This is a genomic window from Sphingomonas sp. P4_D12 (genome assembly GCF_056401895.1).
On record NZ_JBFUIL010000003.1, the window covers coordinates 227,422 to 248,863 of the forward strand.

Here is a 21,442-nt window from a genome sequence, read left to right on the forward strand (position 1 = left end):
TTGCGCTTGATGCATGGCTCGGCGGACCCTAAAGCGGCGGCTCGTTTTCAGGACCAACGATCGGCCCCCATGCTCACTTTCATTCGCAAGATCATCTTTTCGCGCATCGGCGCGCTCGTCACGCTGATCATCGTCGGCCTGATCGGCGTGGCGTTCGGGCTGGGCGACGTCACCGGCCTGCGGTCGAACGCGCTGGGCGGGCAAAACGCCGCGACCGCCGCGACCGTTGGCAACGATACTGTCTCGGTGACCGATCTGCGCAATGCCACCGACGGCATGCTCAACATGTACCGCAATCAGGCGCCGCAGCTCACCATGGCGGAGTTCATCAGTCGCGGCGGATTCGATGGCCCGCTCGAAAGCCGGCTGACCTCGATGGCGATGGAGCAATTCGGCCACAGCCAGGGCATCCGCGTCGGTAAGTCGTTGATCGACAATCAGATCGCGAATATCCCCGGCGTCCGCGGGCTCGACGGCAAGTTCGACAAGGACAATTACAACCGCTTGCTGGCGATGCTGAAGTCCAACGACCAGCAATTCCACGATCAGATGGGCCACGACCTGATGACCCAATTGATGCTCGGTCCGATCGCGGCGAACGCGACCGACAAGCTGAAGGGTCCCGCGGGCGTCGCAACCTCCTACGCGTCGATGCTGCTCGAAAAGCGCAACGGCACCGTCGCCTTCGTCGATACCAAGAAAATGCCCGCCGGCGCGCCGGTCACCGACGCCGAAGCGAACGCATATTACACCCGCAACCTTGCGCGCTATACGATTCCCGAGCGCCGCTCGGCCCGCTATGCGCTGATCACGCTCGACGAGCTCAAGAAGCGCGCCACCCCGACCGACGACGAAATCGCCAAGGCCTATCAGGCGCAAAAGGCGAAGTTCGACGCGGGCGAGAACCGGTCGCTGAAGCAGGTCGTGTTGCAGGACCAGAAAGCGGCGGCCGATCTCGCGGCCAAAGTTCGCGCCGGCACGGCGATCGAGGCCGCGGCCAAGGCGCTGGGGCTTGAGGCCGCAGCGGTCAACGACGTCAACAAGACCGCTTATGCCGGCCAGGCGACGCCCGCTTTGGCCGACCAGGTGTTCGGCGCCGCGCAAGGGGCGGTGATCGGTCCGGTCAAGACGCCGCTCGGCTGGGTGGTCGCGCATCTCGACAAGATCACCAAGGTCGCGGGCAAAACGCTCGACCAGGCCAAGCCCGAGCTGGTCAAGGAACTCACCGACCAGAAACTGGCGGCCATTGCGCAGACCCTTCGCGACCAGATCGAGGATGCGATCACCAATCGCCAGACGCTCGATCAGATCGCAGCCAAGCTCAACCTGACCGTCCAGGCGACGACGCCGCTGACCGTCAATGGCACCGATCCGACAGCGGCGACTCCGGTCAAGCCCGATCCCAATCAGACGACGCTCTATCAGCTCGCCTTCCAGTCCGAGGCCGACGACGATCCCCAGTTGGTGCCGTACGGCCAGGACGGCAGCTTCGCGGTTGCCAAGCTCGACAAGGTCATTCCGGCCGCCCCACAGCCGCTGGCGACGATTGCCGACCAGGTGAAGAAGGACGTCGTCATCGACCGCCAGGTCAAGGCGGCGCGCGACGTCGCCAACGCGATCACCGGCAAAGTCAACAAAGGCGTCCCGCTCGCCCAGGCGATGGCCGAATCGGGCATCAAGCTCGATGCGACCAAGCCGATGTCGGCCAATCGCGCCCAGCTGTTCGCGACCAAGCAGCCGCCTGCCCCGCTCGTCTTGCTGTTCAGCAAGCCCAAGGGCAGCGCGTCGCTGGTCGAGGCGCCGTACAAGGGTGGCTGGTTCGTCATCGTCGTGGACTCGATCGACAAGGGCAATGCCGCCGGCAACGCCCAGTTGATCGACAAGATGCGCGGCGATCTCGGCGCGAGCATGGGCGACGAATATCGCCAGCAATTCGCCAGCGCTGTGCGCAACAAGGTCGGCGTAAAGAAGAACGACGCCGCAATTACCGCGCTGCGCCGCGACCTGCTCGGTCAGGGCAGCGACGGCGGCGACCAGCCGCAATAAGGCGATGATCGAAGGAGCCGATGCCGCGCTGACCGCGCTCGCGGCCGAACGTCCGGCCCTCGTCTGGCGGCGTCAGGTCGCTGACACCGAGACGCCGGTCGCCGCGGCACTCAAGCTGATCGAGCCCGGGCGGGGCGACTTTCTGCTCGAATCGGTCGAGGGCGGCGCGGTGCGCGGACGTCACAGCCTGTTGGGTCTCGCGCCCGATCTGGTGTTCCGCGCGGACGGCGAGCGCGCGGCGATCAACCGCCATTGGCTGACCGATCGCGCCGCGTTCGAGCCCTGCGCGGATCCCACGCTGGCGGCGTTCCGCTCACTCGTCGCCTCGTGCCGGATGGAAGACGTTCCGCCCGAACTGCCGCGCGCGCTCGCCTGTCTGGTCGGCTATTTCGGCTATGAGACCGTTGGACTGGTCGAGGACTTGCCCCGCCCCGCAGATCCCGGGCTCGGCCTGCCCGATATGATCTTCGTGCGGCCGACCACGGTGCTGATCTTCGACCGGCTGGCCGATCAATTGTTTCTGGTTGCGCCGCTCTGGCCCGATAGCGGGCTCACGCCCGAGGCAGCGCTGGCTCTTGCCGAGGAGCGGATCGATGGCGTCGCCGCCAAGCTGGCGAACGCACCGATCCCGGCGGCGCCGCGCGGCGACCCGAGTGATGTCGCGCTGACCCCGGTGCTGCCGGACGGCGCGTATCGCGACATGGTATTGAAGGCGAAGGACTATATCGCGGCGGGCGATATCTTTCAGGTCGTCCTGGCGCAGCGTTTCACCGCGCCCTTCGCACTGCCACCGATCGAGCTCTACCGCGCGCTTCGCCGGGTCAACCCCTCGCCGTTCCTCTATTTCCTCGATTTGCCCGACTTCGCGCTGTCAGGCTCCAGTCCCGAAATCCTGGTGCGCGTGCGCGACGGTGAAGTGACGATCCGCCCGATCGCCGGCACGCGCCCGCGCGGCAAATCGGCGACCGAGGACGAAGAGAATCGCCGCTCGCTGCTCGCTGATCCCAAGGAACGGGCCGAGCATCTGATGCTGCTCGATCTCGGCCGCAACGACGCCGGCCGCGTCGCCTCGCCGGGCACGGTCAAGGTCACCGACAGCTATACGATCGAGATGTACAGCCATGTGATGCACATCGTGTCGAACGTGGTCGCCGAACTCGACGGCAGCAAGGACGCGGTCGATGCGCTGTTCGCGGGATTCCCCGCCGGGACGGTATCAGGCGCGCCCAAGGTTCGCGCTTGCCAGGTGATCGCCGAGCTCGAGCACGAGGCGCGCGGCGCTTATGCCGGCGGGGTCGGCTATTTCTCGCCCGACGGATCGATGGATTCGTGCATCGTGCTGAGGACGGCGGTGGTCAAGGACGGCGTCATGCATGTCCAGGCCGGTGCCGGCATCGTCGCCGACAGCGATCCGGTCTACGAACAGCGCGAGTGCGAGGCGAAAGCGGGCGCGCTGCTCGCCGCCGCCCGCGAGGCGATCGCCCGGGCGGGCGACGCTCGCTTTGGGCAATAGGCTCTACTGGTCGTCCGACTGGCCGTTGGCCTTGGCGCGGCGCTCGGCCGCCCAGGCCCGCGCTGCCGACCGCGCGCAGCCAGTTTGACCGCCCGACCCGACCGGCGAGCAGGTATCGGGCAGGCCCGCGGCCTCGCGGCTGGTCTGCTCATCGGCCGCAACGCGATTGACCCAACTCTGCCGCGCGGGCGGGATCGGTCCGGCGCCGCGCAGCGCCTTGGGGATGCGATAGGGATCGTCGACCGTCGTGCACACGACGATCTCGTCTCCGGTAGACGGCGGACATTTCTGGTCGGGTTCCACGACCACCGAGCGAATCCGTTTGACGGGCTGGCCGGTATCGGCCTGCTTATCGGACTTGTCCTGCGCCATTGCGCCCATGGGCACGGCAAGCAAGGCCAGGGCTGCGAACGCGGTACGGATCATCGGTGCGACCTTTCTTTGGGCACTTCAACGCCCCCCAGATAGGATCGATCCCGTATCATTCCAGCGCTTGGCAGGCCGAAACACGGCGAAACGAGGGCGCAACGACGATTGTCGCGGTGCAGCGAACGCGCTAGCGGGCGGCAATGATTTTGGTGATCGACAATTACGACAGCTTCACCTGGAACCTGGTCCATTATCTGATGGAACTCGGACAGGATGTTCAGGTCGTGCGCAACGACGCGTTGACCGCGCGCGACGCCTTGGCAAGCAACGCCGAGGCGTTCCTGATCTCGCCCGGCCCCTGCACGCCCAACGAAGCGGGAGTCAGCCTGGATCTGGTCGCCGCCGCCGCCGACGCCGGACGGCCGCTGCTCGGCGTGTGCCTGGGGCATCAGTCGATCGGCCAGCATTTCGGCGGGCATGTCGTTCGCGGCGGGCTGATGCACGGCAAGACGTCGGCGATCACCCATGACGGGACCGGGTTGTTCAAGGGCGTGCCCTCGCCATTCCAGGCGACCCGCTATCATTCGCTGGTGGTCGAGGATGTCCCGGCCGAACTGATCGTCAATGCCCGCGCCGAGGATGGCTTCGTGATGGGGTTCCGTCACGCAACCTTGCCAATCCATGGCGTGCAATTCCATCCCGAGAGCATCGCCACCGAACATGGGCATCAACTTCTCGCCAATTTCCTCGAGCTTGCCGGGCTGAAGGCGAAGGCGCTGGCGTGACCAGCTTTGTGCCGCTGCCCGATCCATCGGCTCCGTTGTCGCGCGAATCGGCGGCACAGGCATTCGCCGACATTCTCGACGCCAAGACGTCCGAAGACGCGATCGCCGAGTTCTTGATCGCACTGACCGACCGTGGCGAGACTAGCATCGAGATCGCCGAGGCCGCGCGTGCCCTGCGTGCCCGGCTGATCCCGATCGACGCGCCGACCAATGCGATCGACGTCTGCGGCACCGGCGGCGATGGCCATCACACGCTCAACGTCTCGACCGCCGTCAGCTTAGTGGTCGCTGCCAGCGGTGTACCCGTCGCCAAACACGGCAACCGTGCCGCCAGCTCCAAGGCAGGCGCCGCCGACACGCTGGAGGTGCTGGGGCTCGACATGGAACGTGCCGGGGCGCTCGCCCAGGCGACGCTCAACGATCTCGGCATCTGCTTCCTGTTCGCCGCCAACCATCATCCGGCGATGAAGCGCATCACCCCGATCCGCCGCCGGATCGGACGGCGCACGATCTTCAACCTGATGGGTCCGCTCGCCAACCCGGCGCACGTCACGCGCCAGCTGATCGGCATCGCGCGGCCCGATTACACCGACACCTATGCCGAGGCGCTCGAGCAGCTCGGCACCGAAGCGGCGCTGGTCGTGTCGGGCGAGGAAGGGCTGGACGAGGTGTCCGGCGCCGGTCCGACCGTCGCGGTCAGCGTCGGCCGATTGTCGTTGCCCGCGCATATCACCCCCGAGGATGCCGGCCTGCCGCGCCATCCAATCGCGGCGATCCATGGCGGCGACCCCGCCTATAACGCCGCGGCGCTGCGCCGATTGCTCCAGGGCGAGCACGGCGCGTATCGCGACGCGGTGCTGATCAACGCCGCTGCCGCGTTGGTCGTCGCAGGCGCCGCCGACACGCTCACCGAAGGCGCCGAGGAAGCTGCGGAGACGATCGACAAGGGTCTTGCCAACGCGCTGCTCGATTGCTGGATCGCCTATAAATGACCAATATCCTCGACCGTATTCTCGAAACCAAGCGCGCCGAAGTGGCGGCGAAGAAAGCGACCACCTCGCTCGCCAGCCTGGAAGCGATGATCAGCCGCCGCGACACGCCGCGCGGGTTCAGAAAGGCGCTCGACAAGAAGGCGAAGAGCGGCCCGGCATTGATCGCCGAGGTCAAGAAAGCGAGCCCGTCCAAGGGCGTGATCCGTGAGGACTTCGATCCGCCGGCACACGCGCTCGCCTATCTCAAGGGCGGTGCCACTTGCCTGTCGGTGCTGACCGACGAGCAATATTTCCAGGGCGACGATTCCTATCTCGCATTGATCCACGAGACCGTGCCGCTGCCGCTGCTGCGCAAGGACTTCATGATCGATCCGTGGCAGGCGCATGAAAGCCGTGCGCTCGGCGCCGACGCGATCCTGATCATCGTCGCCGCGCTCGACGATGCGCGGATGGCCGAGATCGAGGCCGCGGCGATCGATTGCGGGCTCGACGTTCTGGTCGAGGTCCATGACGAGAAGGAACTCGATCGGGCGCTCAAGCTAAAGTCGCGACTGATCGGCGTGAACAATCGCGACCTGCGCGATTTCTCGATCAGCTTCGCTGGTACTTATGAATTGGTCGGCAAGGCGCCGGCGGGATGCACCTTCGTCGCCGAAAGCGGCCTCACCTCGCGCGCCGATCTCGAAGCCATGCGCGCACATGGCGTCAACTGCTTCCTAGTCGGCGAGAGCCTGATGCGGGCGGAGAATATCGCCGCGGCGACCAAGGAGCTGCTGGGGGCCTAATCTCCCCTCCCGCTTGCGAGAGGGGAAGCTTGGGCCGGCCGTCCCCCGGACGGCCTGAAGCAAGCCGGGGGCTTGCTTCACCCAAGCTTGGGAGGGCATGTCTCGATAATGCCCGAGGCCGACACTCCCTCCCCTAACCCCTCCCGCGAGCGGGAGGGGAATCTTACCCACCTCGACGAAACCGGCGCGGCGCGAATGGTCGACGTTTCCGGCAAGCTGGAAACCGAGCGCCGAGCGATCGCAACCGGACGCATATCGATGTCTCGTGAAGCGGCAGCCGCGATCGGCGCGGGCGACGTTCCTAAAGGCGACGTGCTCGCCGCCGCACGGATCGCCGGCATCATGGCCGCCAAGCGCACCGGCGAGCTGATCCCGCTGTGCCACCCACTCCCGATCACCAGCGCCGCCATCGACCTTTCGGTCGATGGCGGCAAGTCGGGCGACTGGCAGGCGCCCTAGTCGAGCGGCATCGTTATCGCGATCCAGGCGATATAGCCGGCCACCACGACGAACATCAGCCCGCAGCATCCGCCTTTGACGTCGCGCGGCGTGTCCTTCGCATCCGCCGCGCGCGCGCCGAAGAACTCGAGCCCGACCGAGAACAGGACCAGACCGCACAACCCCAATACCGCGCCCCAAAACAGGCGCCACAGCCAGCCGCCGATCCAGTTCAATGTCGCGCCATGCGCATCGAACCACGCGCTCAACTCGGACGGCGAGATGCCGAACATCCAGGCGACGGCGAAGACGATGCAGAGCAGAAGGAACAGGAACGTCCACAACGTCCCCGCGCCGCGGAACATCTGCCCCGAGCCGGCGAACGGCCAGACGATCCGCGCCAATGTCCAAAGCCACCGGAAAAAACCCGCGATGAAGCCCATCAGCCAAATCCCCCATCCTGTGTCATAGCACGAAAGGCCAGCCGGCCTGCTCTCCGAGACTCGCGGCAAGTCGGGGTGACCGGCGGAAGCCCTGAACGACCGGACTATTCCGGAAGATCACAGCGTCTTGTCCGGCGCGCGTTGACCACCCGTCTCGCCAGGCTCACGCTTGCGTGCATTCCGAGGGGGGAAGCCAATGAAAAAACTGTTTCTGCTGCCGCTTGCGGTATTGTTGATCGCGCCGATTACGGCCGCCGCGCCCGCCGCCGATAGCGAACTGACCAAACCGATTCGTCAGTTCATCGACGGCTTCAACACCGGCGACACCAAATCGGCTTATGCCGCTTACGTGCAGGGCGACGTGTCGATCATCGACGAATTCGCGCCGCACCTCTGGATTGGCCCCAAGGCGCCGCAGCTATGGGCGGCCGATTACGACAAGCACGCGAAAGCGACCGGAATATCCGACGGATCGGTCAAATATGGCGCCCCGACACGCCGCGAAATCGACGGTGCCAGGGCCTATGTCATCATTCCGACGGTCTATGCCTACCGGGAAAAGGGCGCGCGGATTGCCGAGGAAGGCGAGATGACCTTCGTGCTGTCAAAGGGCAAAGCGGGCTGGAAGATCAAGGCCTGGACCTGGTCGGGCGTCAAGCCGCATCCGGCGGGCTGACGGGGTKCGCCGCGCGGCGAACCGCTGGCGAAAGCGCCACGGGCTGTGGCATGGCGTCAAGGATGACCTCGCTGCTTCTCGTCGCCGATGCCCAGGCGCGCCTGTTTGCGATGGCACCACGCGTCGCGACCGAGCGTATGCCACTGACCTCGGCAGCCGGGCGTTGGACCGCCGAGCCCGTCATCGCCCTGCGTGCGCAGCCCGGCGCCGATCTGTCGTCGATGGATGGTTATGCGATCCGGTTCGACGACTTGCCCGGCCCCTGGCGCGTGATCGGCGAAAGCGCGGCGGGGCGCGCCTTTGGCGGTGCGACGGAGCGCGGCGAGGCGGTGCGGATATTCACCGGCGCGGCGATGCCCGCGGGCGCCGACAGCGTGCTTGTCCAGGAAGAGGCCGAGCGCGCCGGCGGCAAGCTGCTCCTCGCCGGCGAGGGACCACCGCGCCGCGGCATGAGCGTGCGGCGCAAGGGTCTCGATTTCGAGCGGGGCGCGGTGCTGATCGGCGCCGGTATGCGCCTGACACCGGCCGCCATCGCGCTCGCGGCGACCGGCGGGCATGGTGCGCTCAACATCAATCGCCGCCTGCGCATCGCCATCCTGGCGACGGGCGACGAGCTCATTGCGCCCGGCACGGCCAGCGACGATCCGCTGGCACTCCCTGAAGGCAATAGCGCGATGCTGGCGGCGATGCTCGCCGATCTGCCGGTCGACGTGACTGTAGCAGGGATCCTCCCCGACCGGCTCGACGCGCTCGTCGCGGCGTTCTCCGGCGCGAATGCCGATATTATCGTCACGACTGGCGGCGCCTCGGTCGGCGATCACGATCTGGTACGCCCGGCGCTCGAAGCGGCAGGTGGAGAGGTGGATTTCTGGCGCATCGCGATCCGGCCGGGCAAGCCGATGCTCGCGGGGCGCCTCGGCGAGGCGATAATGCTGGGTCTGCCAGGCAACCCCGTATCGGCATTCGTCACCGCCACCTTGTTCCTGCGGCCATTGATCGCCGCGATGGCCGGCGCGGCGAATCCGTTGCCGCGGATGCTCCGCGCGGAACTCGCCGACCCGCTTCCCGCCAACGACCACCGCCAGGATTATCTGCGCGGAACGTTAGTCGACGGCCGCGTCTCGGCCGCCGCCATGCAGGACAGTTCGATGCTCGCCACACTGGCGCGCGCGACGTGTCTGATCGTGCGGCCGCCGCACGCGCCGCCAGCCGCGATCGGCGATACTGTGGACATCTTGCCGCTCGCTTGACTTGATCCGCAACGTTCCGTAAAAGTTCCGCGTCTGTTCTGGACGGAGGAACGTCGATGCTCACCAAGAAGCAGCATGAGCTGATCTGCTTCATCAACGATCGCTTGAACGAAACCGGCGTGTCGCCGTCGTTCGAGGAGATGAAGGAGGCGCTCGACCTCAAGTCGAAGTCCGGCGTGCATCGCCTGATCTCGGCGCTCGAGGAGCGGCAGTTCCTACGGCGCCTGCCCAATCGGGCACGCGCACTCGAAGTGCTCAAGATGCCGGAACGTGCCGACAGCAAGCGTGCCGTGGCCGCCCAGCCCAAGCCGAACAATTTCCGACCCGCTCCCGAACCCGCCAACGACGTGATCGAGATCCCGTTGCACGGCCGGATCGCGGCCGGCGTGCCGATCGAAGCGTTCGAGGGATCGTCGATGCTCCCCGTCCCCGCCGCCTTGCTCGGCAGCGGCGAGCATTACGCGCTGGAAGTCGCCGGTGACTCGATGGTCGAGGCCGGCATTCTCGACGGCGATTACGCGCTGATCCGCCGCACCGACGTGGCACGCGACGGGGAAATCGTCGTCGCGCTGATCGAGGAAAGCGAAGCGACACTCAAATATTTCCGCCGCGAAGGTGCTATGGTGCGGCTCGATCCGGCCAATCGCGCTTACGATCCGCAGCGTTACGCTCCTCAGCAGGTGCGGATCCAGGGCCGCCTCGCCGGCCTGTTGCGCCGTTACGATTAGAACGCGAACCCGACATAACCCAAGGGTGACGATCACCAGGCTGGCGGACGGTGACGATCCGTCCGCTGGCCAGGCTGATCGCCATTCCGCCAGTGCGGCGCAGGAACGGCGCATCGAGCTTGAGCCAAATCGGCCGGCACGCTGAGGGCAACCGCCGGTCGCTGACGACGATGTCCGCCGCGCGGCACGCGGCGATCAACTGGTCGGACGGCAATTGGTACAGGCTGCGCGTCGCGAGGACGCGGAATATCCGTCCTCCGGATTGCACCAGAGCGAGGCAGGCGTCCGGCGTGCATTGGGCGAAGGGCTGATCGGACAGCAGCATCGCCTCCCCATCCACCCCGGCATTCTGAGTCATCGTGTCGCGCGTATAATCCCCTGCCTTGTCGCGCAGGATCGCGACGCCGCCATTGGGCGTGCGCACCGCGAGATGCTGGCCGTCGCCCGAGATCAGCAGATCGGGTGCCGGGATCGCCAGCGCCCAGGCCGCGCCCATCGCCATCGGCGCAAGACCGGCAAGACGGATTCGCGAGCGCCACAGCATCAGCCATAACAATCCCAGGATCATCAGCCCGAACGCGCCGGCCGGCATGCCGGGCAGCATCGCCACCGACCCCGGCGCTTTGGCCGCAGTACGCGCGATCCACAGCAAGAGGTTGAGCGCGTGCGTGGTCACCCACCAGAACGGCGCGCCCAGGCCGATCGCGTCGGCCGCCAGCGCCAGCGCCTCGGCCGGCATGATGACGAAGGTGGTCAGCGGGATCGCGACGATATTGGCGACGACGCCATACATGCCCTCTTTGTGGAAATGGTACAGCGCGATCGGCGCCAGCGCGGCTTCGATCACCAGGCCGGTCAGCAGCAACGATCCGATTTCGCGCGCGATACGGCGCCACCAGGCCTCGTCGCGTTTCTCGAATAATTGCTTGACGCGCGGTTGCTCGTGGAACGCGATCAGCGATCCGACCGCGGCGAAGCTGAGCTGGAAGCTCGGCCCCGCCAGTGCCTCGGGCCAGATCAGCAGGACGATGAAGGCGCCGGCCGCGACCAGCCGCAAAGTGATCGCCTCGCGGCCCATGGCAAGCGCCACCAACACCAGCAAGGCGGCGATGCACGACCGCGCGGTCGGCACCTGGCTTCCCGTAAGCAGAGTGTATCCAATCGCCGCGACTGCACCGGCGCCCGCGGCGACCACCGGAATCCGCACCCGCAGCGCCAGCCATGGCCATAAGGCGAGCAGCCGCGTGACCGCCCAGATCGTCGCGACAACCACGGCGGTGATATGCAGCCCGCTGACCGACAAGAGATGCGCAAGCCCGGACCGCCGCATCGCGTCGGCATCCTCCAGCGAGATCGCGCCCTCGTCGCCCGCGGCCAGTGCAGCGGCAATTCCGCCAGCGCTGCCCTCGACCTTGCTCTGGATATGCGCCGCCAGTGCCGCGCGCAGGCCGTTCGACTCCTTGCCCGGCGCGAGCACCTTGACCGGCGCGTTCCCCTTGCCCGTCGCGCCAAGTCCGGCGAACCACGCCACTTGCCGGAAATCGTAGGCGCCAGGCACCGTAGCCTCGTTTGGCGGCATCAGCCGGGTCTGCAGCTTGATGATCGCGCCAGGTCCAAGGCCGGCAGGCACGTCCGTATTCGCGATATTCACTCGCACGTGCGGCGGCAGCACGAGCGGCGGCCTCGGCCGATCGTGGCATCGCCGCCCTCCGCCACCATAAGGCGCGCCGCCTTCCCTGCTGCAGTTCGGGCGTTTCGGACTGGCGACCGCATGCGCAGCGATCGGCGTCAAGCTCACCCGGACAAGGTCGCGGGCCGGCAGCGGCTCGATACCCTCGACCCGCCCGGTCAGCATGACGATCGCCGGCCGTGCCAGGACAGGTTGTGCGACATAGGTAGCGCGCCACCAAGCCAGCCCGAGCCCCATGGCCGCCAGGGCGGCCGCCAATGCCACCGCGCGGCTGGCACGTCCGCCTCGCCCGATCGCGATCGCTGCCAGCGCGATGCCGGCCAGCGCGAGCATGGCGGCGGTCCATTGCATCGGATCGTCGAGCACGAACCACAAAGCAATGCCGCCGCCCAAGGCCACCGGCAGCCATAACGGGAGTTGATCGCGTTCCGCTTCCAACCCATGTTCGAGTGCATGGCGCGCACGCGTACATCGTGCCGCCAGCGTTTGAAGCGGTCGGAACCGCGTGCTAGGGCGCGCGGCGGCGACGGTCGCCATCAGTCATCCAGCCTGGGAGCATGCGCGGTTGAGCGCCAGTTCTGACTCCGGGGCGCCCGCAGGCGCACCCGTCACCAACGTCGTCACCCGGTTCGCGCCTTCGCCGACCGGCTTTCTGCATATTGGCGGCGCGCGCACCGCGTTGTTCAATCTGCTGTTCGCGCGACACCACGGGGGCAAGTTCCTCCTGCGCATCGAGGATACCGATCGCGCGCGATCGACGCAGCCCGCAATCGACGCCATTTTGGCGGGAATGCGCTGGCTCGACCTAGAATGGGACGGGCCCGAAATCTATCAATTCTCGCGCGCCGCTCGCCATGCCGAGGTCGCCTATGAAATGGTCGAAAAGGGAGCGGCCTATCGCTGCTACCTCACCCAGGACGAGCTCGCCCAGATGCGCGCCGAGGCCGAAGCCGCGAAGAAGCCGCTCCGGATCCGCTCGCCGTGGCGCGACCGCGTGCCCAACGACCCGCAAGCGCCGCACGTCATTCGCCTGAAGGCGCCGACCGAGGGCGCGACCACGATCCACGATCGCGTCCAGGGCGAGGTCACCGTCCAGAATAGCGAGATCGACGACCTCGTCCTGCTGCGCTCAGACGGCACGCCGACCTATATGCTGGCGGTGGTGGTCGACGACAACGACATGGGGGTGACGCACGTCATCCGCGGCGACGACCATCTCAACAACGCGTTTCGCCAGTTGCCGATCTATCGCGCGATGGGCTGGGCCGAGCCGATCTACGCGCACATTCCGCTGATCCATGGCGCGGACGGCGCCAAGCTATCGAAGCGCCATGGCGCGCTGGCGGTCGATGTCTATCGCGACGACATGGGCCTGTTGCCCGAAGCGGTCGACAATTACCTGTTGCGGCTTGGCTGGGGGCATGGCGATGACGAGATCATCAGCCGCGCCCAGGCGATCGAATGGTTCGACCTCGACGGCGTCGGAAAATCACCAAGTCGGTTCGATTTGAAGAAGCTCGAGAACCTGAACGGCCATTATATCCGCGAAGCCGACGACGCTCGTCTCGCCGACCTCGTCGCCCCGCGAATCCCGCTGGAATTGACCCCGCCGCAGCGCGAACTGTTGCGCCGCACCATGCCGTTTCTCAAGCCGCGCGCCGCCAACCTGATTGAGTTGGCCGAGGGCAGCATGTTCCTTTTCCACGCCCGACCGCTGCCGATGGACGCAGATGCAGCATTGCTGCTTCAGGGTGAGGCACCCACCTTGCTCGCGCGCCTTCACACGGCGCTTGACGCCGTCGTGGACTGGGATACGGAGGCGCTCGAAAACGCGGTTCGGCAAGTCGCCGAAGACGCCGGGGTCAAGCTCGGCCAGGTCGCGCAGCCGCTCCGCGCGGCGCTGACCGGCAAGCGCACTTCCCCCGGCATTTTCGATGTGCTCGCCGTCCTCGGCCGCGAAGAAAGCCTGGGCCGCATATCCGACCGGATGGCAGCCTGAATTCGAAGGAACGTTATATGGCCGACACGAACACCCTCAAGTTCGGGAATCACGACTATCCGGTGATGTCCGGTTCGGTCGGCCCCCAGGTGGTCGATATCCGCAAGCTGTACAGCGAAACGGGTATGTTCACTTATGACCCGGGCTTCACCTCGACTGCCAGCTGCGAATCGGCGCTGACCTATATCGACGGCGACGAGGGCATTTTGCTCCATCGCGGTTATCCGATCGGTCAGCTCGCCGAACAATCGAGCTTCATGGAAGTCAGCTACCTGCTGTTGAACGGCGAATTGCCGTCGAAGGACGAGCTCAACGAATTCACCCACACGATCACGCGCCACACCATGCTGCACGAGCAGCTCGCGACCTTCTATCGCGGGTTCCGCCGCGACGCGCATCCGATGGCGATCATGTGCGGGGTGGTCGGCGCGCTGTCGGCTTTCTATCACGATTCGACCGACATCAACGATCCGCACCAGCGGATGATCGCGTCGCACCGCCTGATCGCCAAGATGCCGACGATCGCGGCGATGGCGTACAAATACAGCGTCGGGCAGCCGTTCCTCTATCCCGATAACTCTTTGAGCTATACGGGTAATTTCCTGCGCATGACGTTCGGCGTGCCGGCCGAGCCCTATGAGGTGAACCCGATCGTCGAGCGCGCGCTCGACCGCATCTTCATCCTCCATGCCGATCACGAGCAGAATGCATCGACCTCGACCGTCCGCCTGGCCGGGTCATCGGGCGCCAATCCGTTCGCGTGCATCGCGGCCGGCATCGCCTGCCTGTGGGGTCCGGCGCATGGTGGTGCCAATGAGGCCGCGCTCAACATGTTGCGCGAGATCGGAACGCCCGATCGCATCCCGGAATTCATCGCCCGCGCGAAGGACAAGAACGACCCGTTCCGGCTGATGGGCTTCGGCCATCGCGTCTACAAGAATTACGACCCGCGCGCGACGGTGATGCAGAAGACGGTGCGGGAGGTGTTCGACGCGCTCAAGGTCAGCGACCCCGTGTTCGAGGTCGCGCTGCAGCTCGAGCATATGGCGCTCAACGATCCTTATTTCGTCGAGAAGAAGCTGTTCCCGAACGTCGATTTCTATTCGGGCGTTATCCTGTCGGCGATCGGTTTCCCGACGACGATGTTCACCGCGTTGTTCGCGCTTGCCCGCACCGTCGGCTGGGTCGCACAGTGGAACGAGATGATCAGCGATCCGGCGCAGAAGATCGGCCGTCCCCGCCAGCTCTACACCGGCCCGACGCAGCGCGATTATACCCCTATCGGCCAGCGCTGATGCGCTTCCTGCTCCAAGTCTTCGGTGCGCTGTGCATCGCGATGGGGCTGCTGTGGGTGGGCCAGGGCCTCGGCCTGGTCCACTGGCCGGCATCGAGCTTCATGCTCGACATGCGCATCTGGGCGCTCTGGGGGGCGCTGCTCGCGGCGGGTGGTATCGTGCTGGTATGGATCGGGCGGCGCTAGAGTCGCGCCTGCTTAGTTCGTCCGCGAGAGCTGGTCGGTAAGAGTTCTCGCACAAAGACACCAAGGCACGAAGATTTGGTTCGCGCAGAGGCGCAGAGGACGCTGAGGTGTATCGCGCGGCCGCGTCAGCAGCCTTTCATTCCCCGGCAACGAGAAAGCGCGCTTTAGCGCGCATAATCTCCGCGCACTCTGCGCCTCTGCGCGAAATTACTCTTCTTTGCGCCTTCGTGGCCTTTCGCGCCTCCGCGGCGCTAGGCACCAGCCCCAGGCAGGGTCAGCATGAAGCGCGCGCCCTGCCCCAGCGCCGAATCGACAGTCAGATCGCCGCCCATCGCGCGCGCCAGCCGCCGCGCGATATAGAGACCCAGCCCGCTCCCGCCCGGCTCACTGGGATCGACTCGTTCGAATTTTTCGAAGATGCGCGCCTGATCCTCGGGCGCGATGCCCTTACCCTGATCCGCGACGATGATCACCGCCGCGCCGCGATCGCGATGGGTGCGAATCCAGACCATGCCGCCATCGGGCGAATAGCGCACTGCATTGCCGATCAGATTGACCAGGATCTGCAACACGCGCTTGAACTCGCCGGTCGCGGGCGCGCGGTCGATGTCCTGCGGCGCGTCGATCTTGACGCCGCGTTCCGCCGCGCGGACGCCGAGCAAGCCGGCCGCGCGCCGCCCGATATCGGCGAGGTCGATCGGTTCCGCCGCTGGGGCGAAGTCGGGCCGCTCGACCGCCTGCAGATCGACCAGATCGTCGACCAGCCCGAGCAGATGCCGTCCGGCGCTGGCGATGTCCGACGCATAATCCGCATAATCGCGCCGGATCGGCCCCTCCGTCTGGGCATGGATGCTGTCGGCATTGGCGATGATGCGCCCGAGCGGCGTGCGCAATGCGCGATCGAGCCGCGCGCTGAACGCATCGAGCGGATCGCTGGCACGATCGTCCGGAGGTTGCGGCAGCTCGCGCGTTTCCACCCTGACCGCGCCGATATAGCCCGCGAACAGGCCCTCCGCGTTGAGCGTGGGATTAGCTGACAAGGTCACGGTTTGCCCGGTCGCGCGCACCGTCGCCGCCTGCCCCTCGAACGGCTGATGCACCGTCAGCACACCGAGCATCGGCATCGCGCCTTCGGCATCCATCTCCAGCGCGAACAAGGACGCGAGCGGTTTGCCGAGTGCGCTTTCAGGCGTCACCCCGAACCGCTCGGCCCCCGCGGCTACTGTCGTCAACCGCAAGGTCGCATCGGTTTCCCACCACCAATCGGCGCCTTGCAGCAACAGATCGCGGTCGCGCCGCGCCGGGTCCACCGGCGGTGTCCAAGGCGCACGCAGCTTCCAGCCACTCAGCTCCAGGCGCACGCCGTCGTCGACCGGATCGGCGCGCACCCACAATTCGACCTCATCGGGTCCGTCGGCGACCAGCACTTGGCGCGCGACCGTGATCCCCAACCGCTGGGCCAGCCGCGCGAGCATGGCGACCTGCGGCACGGCGAACGGTTCCCCGAGCGCACCGCCGGCACGAATGTTGAGATCGCCGAGTCGCGGCCCGGCGTCTACCAGGCGGCCATCGCGATCGACGAAGCCGTGAACGGGCGGCAAGCCTGCGTCGACCGCGCTCATCGACGCTTCTCCAGATCTGCCATCGCCGTGCGAAAATCGGGATGGAGCCGGAGCGGCGCAAGCGCTCCACGCGCCTCGTCGGGCGTGACCGCAGCGATCGCTGCCAATTGATCGGCAAAGGCTTCGACGTCGCGGCGCGGGTCGGCTTCGCACAGGCTGAGACCGATCCGGGCGACCGTCGCCCGGTCGAGCCCGGCCCCGCGTAGCACCAGCCATAATTGCTCGCCGCCATCCAGCACGATCTGCCGCATCGTCGCATAGTCGATGCCCAGGGTATGCCCGAGCAATGCGATGACCAGCGCCACTCGCCGATCCCCCAGCGCATGCCTCAGCACCGTCGCCAGCTCCGCGGGTTGCGGATCGATCGTGGCGGCGAGTCGCATCGCCGCGCTTTCCAGACGGTCGCCTTCGTCATGGTCGGCGAGCGCATGCAACGCCGCCTCGACGATCATGCGATCTGCATTGCTCGGCCCCAATTGTTCGCGAATCGCCGCCGCTACCCACCAGACCAACCTGTGATGCAGCTCGGCCGGAAGTTCGGTCCGCTCCAGCCGATTGCTGTCGATCAGCCCGCGACGCCGGCTTTCGGCGGCCATCATGGTCAGCGCCGCATCCGCGACCCAGGCGTCGGCACTTCCGGCCAACCGCGCGAGCAGGCTGGCCGAGCCGATCTCATCGGGCGGCAAGGCAGGCAACAGGTCGACCAGCAGATCCTGCCGGGTCCGCGCGATCAATTCGCGCATCAGGTCGAAATCGCGCAGCAATCCGCTGCCGACCAGGCGGTCGAGCACCGGCGCACCACTGTTGATCCGCTGGATCAATGCCGGATCCACGCCGGCTAAGAGTGTGGCGGCGCGCTGGCGGAGATCGTGTTCGACCACCGCGACCATCGCAGTCAGCGTCGCCGCGAGCGCCGCGCGCGTCCGGTCGTCGAGCCGCGAATCGTCGGGAAGGAAGAAGTCGTCGATTGCCTCGGCCAGGCGGCGGTCGACATGACGCGCCGCTGCCGCCGCGCGCGCAAGCAGCGTGCTGGCGCTCGCACGGGCGCCATCGTCCCAATCGCCTTGGTCGATCGACATGATTTTGTTGTACGATTGTGTCGTTAAAGCGAGGTTAGCCAGAACTCACCGATTTCGCAGGCGGAATTAACCGCCGATACGCGAGCGTAAAGCTTCTACCGCGAAGCCGAGCGTGACCCCGGCATAGCTCGCGGCCGCCGCCAATCCCCAGACCGGATATCCGATCAGCACCGCCGGCAGCAGGATCAGCGGATAGGCAGCCGGGACTGCCCACCACCACGGTCTGGTCACCACTCCTGCCGCGCGTTCCGCCAGCGCTCCGGCCAGAACCGTCGTCAACGCGAGCAGCGGTGGCGTTGCGCTGGCGGCGAGAAACCCGACCCGCTGCCCCAACAGCAAGGTCGCCAATGCGACCGCCGCGGGCGTGCTCCAGCGCAATATCCTGCCGAGCGCCCGCTCGTCGCGCAGCCATGCCAGCACATCGGCGAGCGCGAGAAGCGCGAGGGCCAGCACGATCGCCGCCATGCCCGAGGCCGTCCAGCCGATCGCGATCGCGGCAAGTCCGCCGACGCCGAACACGCCGCCCACTCCCGCCAGCGCGACCGGAGGCACGCCGCGCGCAACCAACGGTGGCAGCGCCAGTTTGGCGAGCGGCGCGACCAGGAAGCGGTCGACCCAGTTCGTCCGGGTGCCGAGCGCCGCGACCAGCGCGGCCCGGCCCTTCGCCGCCAGTGCACGCGAATCGCGCTGGACGCCATGGCCCTCGCGCACCGCCGTTTCGGGCAATGGCAATTGCTCGGCGCCGCGTTGCGCGATCACCCGCAAGAGCGAAGAGGCGAAATCATAGTCCGCAGGCAACTTCACGACATCGGCGATGCGCTGGGGATCGATCGTGGCGATTCCCGCCCACACCGCGCTGGGACCGATCCGTTCGAGTTCGTCACCCGTCGAGGCCACCAGCAACGTGTCGCGATCGCGATCGCGCATCGCCTCGACCATGACGCTGGTCGTCATCAACCCATCCGCCAGCCACATCACGCGCGCAAGCGGATGCAACTTGGCGAGCACTTCGGCGGGGCCGCGCACCGCGTCGACCGCGATGCCGCGCCGGCCGAGGCGATTGATCGCGCCGAGCAATTCGGGAGTCAGGCGCGAAACGACGACGATGATCTGCGACGCCCCAGCGGCGATCAGCAGCCGCGCCTGGAATTCGATCAGCGTCACGCCCCCGACCGGCAGCGTCGCCGCCAGCGTATCGTGGCGATCGGACGCGTCGGCTGTGGCAAACAGGAGCCCGGCAAGCATCCGGGGCTGTTAAGCCTCGCACTCGGCTATCGCAAGGATCGTGATTGCCCGCCGGATTTGGCGGCGGGCCGTACGGCTAGAGCCGAGCCACCGCGCGCCGCAAAGTTCGCACGACATCGGCATTGCCGGGCGCGCTTGCCGCTTCGGACGCCAGGCTCATCAGGCGCACCGCGCCGAAACTCGCCGCCAGTCCCTTGAGACGCGCAGTCGCGAGGCGCCAGGCATCGTCGCTTTCGGCCGCCTGGATCGCGTCGATCGTCTTTTCCGCGCTGTCGACAAATGCTGCACGCAATTCGGCAATCAGCCCCGGTTCGTCACCGACTGCCGCAGCAAGGGTCGCATCGATTGCACCGGGATCATAAGCCATGACCCAACCTAGCCCTAAGGGCTTTAACGGAACGTTGCGCAATCGCTTTGAAATGGTCGGTTTTATGATAAACAAAGCGTCATGAACGGGGGGTCCAAGATCATCGACTTGCACGTCAGCGACGTTGAATACGCCGCGGCGGATGAGCCGTTGCAGCTGACCGAGCCTTACGAAGGCGAGGTTTTCGAGCAACCTGAGGAACTGGAGGAGCGGTCGGGAGCGACAAAGTGGCGCATCCTGGCTGGCCTGGCGTTCGTGTCGGCGGCAGCATGGATCGGCTTCTTCGCTTGGTATGCCTGGCCCGCCATGCAGGCTGCACCCTCGCCGACCGTGCTGGCCGAACTGGCTACCGGCCTGACCGCACCGTTGGCGCTGATCGCAATTCTCTGGCTGGTCGCGCGGCGTTCAAGCCGGATCGAAGCGCGCCGCTTCAACGACACGGCGCGATCGATGCGCGCCGAGGCAGAGCACCTCCAGGCCGTCATCGACGTCATGGCGCAGACGATCGACTCCAATCGCGAGAAGCTGGCCGACCAGGTCACGGTGATGATGGCGACCGCCAGCGCGGCGTCGGATCGCCTGAGCGAAGCGTCGTCAGTGCTCGACAGCCACTTTTCCAAGGCCGAGACCGATGCTGCCCGCATCGACAAGGCGGCCGCCAATCTGGAGGCCAATCTCCAGATCATGCTGGCGACGCTCCCCCACGCCCATGACCAGACCACGACGCTGGCTGGCCAGATCGAAACGATCGGCCTGACCGCAAGCGAGCGCGCGGCAGCGCTCGATGCCCAGGTCGTCGCACTCGGCGAACGTGCGCGCGAAGTCGACAGCCATACCAGCGGCGCGGCGGAACGCTTGTCCGCGCATATCGCGCGCATGGAAGCGACCAGCGAGACGGCGGGGACCCGGCTCGAACAAGTCACCAGCGCGATGTCCGAAGCGGTCGACGGCCTACTCGATCGCACCGCCAGCGCAGTGGATGAGGCGCGCAAGGGCATCGCCGCCCAGGGCGACGCCATGCTCGCGATGCTGTCCACCAATCAGGCCGCGCTCGATCGCACCGCCACCGACAGCACCACCGCGCTGGCCGATCGCATCGCCGGGATCGAAGCGGTGGCCAATCACGTTGCCGCGACTCTTGCCGCCGGACAGGAGCAGGTCGACGCGCTGACCCGATCGATCGATGACACCAGCGGCGCCGCGCATCGTTTCGCCGGAGAGGCGGCACCGCAATTGCTCGAAACGCTGATGCGCATCCGCGACACCGCCAATGCCGCCGCCGAGCATGCGCGCGAGGCGATGGCCCGAATCGCGCCCGACGCCGCCGACGCGCTGGAAGCGGCGGCATCGCAGGCCGTCGAGCGCGGCCTGGCAACAATCGCGCAAGCCACCGAGACAGCCGCGGCATCGGCGACCGACGCGTCGGACAAGCTCAACCGCCAGATGCTGGCGATCGCCGAGGCGTCGAGCCTGATCGAGGCGCGGCTGGCGGATACCGAGGAAGCGAACGGTTTCGCGCGACGCGTGTCGCTGTTGATCGAATCGCTCAACTCGGCAGCGATCGACCTCACCAGCATCTATTCGTCCGAAGTCCCCGATTCGTCCTGGATGGCCTATCTCAAGGGCAATCGCGGTGCGTTCGCGCGGCGCGCGGTCAAGCTGCTCGATGCCGGCGAGATGCGGGCGGTACTCGAGGCCTATGACAATGACGACACGGTGCGCGAGCAGGTCAATCGCTACATCCACGATTTCGAAGCAATGCTGCGTGGCATCCTGGCGCAACGCGACGGCGCGGCGATCGGCGTGACGCTATTGTCGTCGGACATGGGCAAGCTCTACGTCGCGCTGGCTCAGGCGATCGAGCGGCTACGGACTTAAATCAGTCGCGGCCCCTTTCTGGGAGGGGAGACCCAGCACAGGCCTAGCCGGGAGCGG

19 protein-coding genes and 1 pseudogene are annotated in these 21,442 nt (G+C 66.5%); 13 read left to right on the forward strand and 7 right to left on the reverse strand.

All coding sequences use genetic code 11. The features are described from left to right. Positions 1–69: 69 nt before the first annotated feature. Both AC1DSD_RS07030 and AC1DSD_RS07035 read left to right on the forward strand, forming a co-directional pair. Positions 70–2,046: a peptidylprolyl isomerase gene (locus AC1DSD_RS07030; protein ID WP_478029227.1), complete on the forward strand. Its 1,977-nt coding sequence runs from the start codon at positions 70–72 to the stop codon at positions 2,044–2,046. Between the two features lie 4 nt (positions 2,047–2,050). Continuing rightward, positions 2,051–3,559 carry an anthranilate synthase component I family protein gene (locus AC1DSD_RS07035; protein WP_478029228.1) on the forward strand — a complete coding sequence of 503 codons (1,509 nt, stop codon included), beginning with the start codon at positions 2,051–2,053 and terminating at the stop codon, positions 3,557–3,559. 3 nt (positions 3,560–3,562) lie between these two features. Here AC1DSD_RS07035 and AC1DSD_RS07040 read toward each other — a convergent pair whose 3' ends face one another. Continuing rightward, complete coding sequence (locus AC1DSD_RS07040) at positions 3,563–3,985, reverse strand: hypothetical protein (RefSeq protein ID WP_478029229.1); 423 nt, start codon at positions 3,983–3,985, stop codon at positions 3,563–3,565. 143 nt (positions 3,986–4,128) lie between these two features. Here AC1DSD_RS07040 and AC1DSD_RS07045 point away from each other — a divergent pair, with 143 nt between their 5' ends. The 4 genes and pseudogenes from AC1DSD_RS07045 to moaC all read left to right on the forward strand — a co-directional run. Further along, a complete protein-coding gene (locus AC1DSD_RS07045; protein ID WP_066824862.1) occupies positions 4,129–4,713 on the forward strand; it encodes an anthranilate synthase component II in 585 nt (194 codons plus the stop codon). Then, the gene (gene trpD, locus AC1DSD_RS07050; protein ID WP_478029230.1) at positions 4,710–5,705 is read left to right on the forward strand and encodes an anthranilate phosphoribosyltransferase; all 996 of its coding nucleotides are present in this window, start codon (positions 4,710–4,712) and stop codon (positions 5,703–5,705) included. Before AC1DSD_RS07045 ends, trpD begins: the two co-directional genes overlap by 4 nt. Continuing rightward, positions 5,702–6,490: an indole-3-glycerol phosphate synthase TrpC gene (gene trpC, locus AC1DSD_RS07055; protein ID WP_478029231.1), complete on the forward strand. Its 789-nt coding sequence runs from the start codon at positions 5,702–5,704 to the stop codon at positions 6,488–6,490. The genes trpD and trpC overlap by 4 nt, the downstream gene beginning before the upstream one ends. Positions 6,491–6,598: 108 nt before the next feature. Continuing rightward, positions 6,599–6,919, forward strand: a pseudogene (gene moaC, locus AC1DSD_RS07060) (cyclic pyranopterin monophosphate synthase); the annotation flags it as partial. Positions 6,920–6,945: 26 nt separating this feature from the next. Here moaC and AC1DSD_RS07065 read toward each other — a convergent pair. Continuing rightward, entirely contained in the window at positions 6,946–7,371 is a 426-nt protein-coding gene (locus tag AC1DSD_RS07065; protein ID WP_478029232.1) for a hypothetical protein, read from the reverse strand. Positions 7,372–7,567: 196 nt separating this feature from the next. On the opposite strand from AC1DSD_RS07065, the gene AC1DSD_RS07070 reads away from it, so the two are divergent. The 3 genes from AC1DSD_RS07070 to lexA all read left to right on the forward strand — a co-directional run bounded on the left by AC1DSD_RS07070 (position 7,568) and on the right by lexA (position 10,025). Further along, entirely contained in the window at positions 7,568–8,047 is a 480-nt protein-coding gene (locus AC1DSD_RS07070) for a hypothetical protein (RefSeq protein ID WP_478029233.1), read from the forward strand. A 62-nt stretch (positions 8,048–8,109) separates the two neighbouring features. Further along, positions 8,110–9,297, forward strand: a complete 1,188-nt coding sequence (locus tag AC1DSD_RS07075) for a molybdopterin molybdotransferase MoeA (protein WP_478029234.1) — start codon at positions 8,110–8,112, stop codon at positions 9,295–9,297. A 56-nt stretch (positions 9,298–9,353) separates the two neighbouring features. Next, positions 9,354–10,025 (forward strand): transcriptional repressor LexA, encoded by a 672-nt coding sequence (lexA, locus tag AC1DSD_RS07080; protein WP_084238460.1) that lies wholly within the window; start codon positions 9,354–9,356, stop codon positions 10,023–10,025. Here lexA and AC1DSD_RS07085 read toward each other — a convergent pair. Next, the gene (locus AC1DSD_RS07085) at positions 9,916–12,252 is read right to left on the reverse strand and encodes a ComEC/Rec2 family competence protein (RefSeq protein ID WP_478029235.1); all 2,337 of its coding nucleotides are present in this window, start codon (positions 12,250–12,252) and stop codon (positions 9,916–9,918) included. The genes lexA and AC1DSD_RS07085 overlap by 110 nt on opposite strands. A gap of 28 nt (positions 12,253–12,280) precedes the next feature. On the opposite strand from AC1DSD_RS07085, the gene gltX reads away from it, so the two are divergent. Genes gltX through AC1DSD_RS07100 form a run of 3 tightly spaced genes read left to right on the forward strand, consistent with a single transcriptional unit; the run spans position 12,281 to position 15,194 of the window. Continuing rightward, positions 12,281–13,714: a glutamate--tRNA ligase gene (gltX, locus tag AC1DSD_RS07090; RefSeq protein WP_478029236.1), complete on the forward strand. Its 1,434-nt coding sequence runs from the start codon at positions 12,281–12,283 to the stop codon at positions 13,712–13,714. Positions 13,715–13,731: 17 nt separating this feature from the next. Beyond that, positions 13,732–15,009: a citrate synthase gene (locus tag AC1DSD_RS07095; protein WP_478029237.1), complete on the forward strand. Its 1,278-nt coding sequence runs from the start codon at positions 13,732–13,734 to the stop codon at positions 15,007–15,009. Further along, positions 15,009–15,194, forward strand: a complete 186-nt coding sequence (locus AC1DSD_RS07100) for a hypothetical protein (RefSeq protein ID WP_478029238.1) — start codon at positions 15,009–15,011, stop codon at positions 15,192–15,194. The genes AC1DSD_RS07095 and AC1DSD_RS07100 overlap by 1 nt, the downstream gene beginning before the upstream one ends. Positions 15,195–15,445: 251 nt before the next feature. Here the strand turns inward: AC1DSD_RS07100 and AC1DSD_RS07105 are convergent, their stop codons facing one another. The 4 genes from AC1DSD_RS07105 to AC1DSD_RS07120 all read right to left on the reverse strand — a co-directional run bounded on the left by AC1DSD_RS07105 (position 15,446) and on the right by AC1DSD_RS07120 (position 19,507). Continuing rightward, a complete protein-coding gene (locus AC1DSD_RS07105) occupies positions 15,446–16,816 on the reverse strand; it encodes a sensor histidine kinase (protein WP_478029239.1) in 1,371 nt (456 codons plus the stop codon). After that, entirely contained in the window at positions 16,813–17,895 is a 1,083-nt protein-coding gene (locus AC1DSD_RS07110; RefSeq protein ID WP_478029240.1) for a DUF2336 domain-containing protein, read from the reverse strand. The genes AC1DSD_RS07105 and AC1DSD_RS07110 overlap by 4 nt, the downstream gene beginning before the upstream one ends. 66 nt (positions 17,896–17,961) lie before the next feature. Further along, complete coding sequence (locus tag AC1DSD_RS07115; RefSeq protein ID WP_478029241.1) at positions 17,962–19,140, reverse strand: hypothetical protein; 1,179 nt, start codon at positions 19,138–19,140, stop codon at positions 17,962–17,964. A gap of 76 nt (positions 19,141–19,216) precedes the next feature. Continuing rightward, positions 19,217–19,507 (reverse strand): Hpt domain-containing protein, encoded by a 291-nt coding sequence (locus AC1DSD_RS07120; protein WP_478029242.1) that lies wholly within the window; start codon positions 19,505–19,507, stop codon positions 19,217–19,219. Between the two features lie 81 nt (positions 19,508–19,588). Here AC1DSD_RS07120 and AC1DSD_RS07125 point away from each other — a divergent pair, with 81 nt between their 5' ends. Continuing rightward, positions 19,589–21,385, forward strand: a complete 1,797-nt coding sequence (locus AC1DSD_RS07125; protein WP_478029243.1) for a coiled-coil domain-containing protein — start codon at positions 19,589–19,591, stop codon at positions 21,383–21,385. Positions 21,386–21,442: the final 57 nt, after the last annotated feature.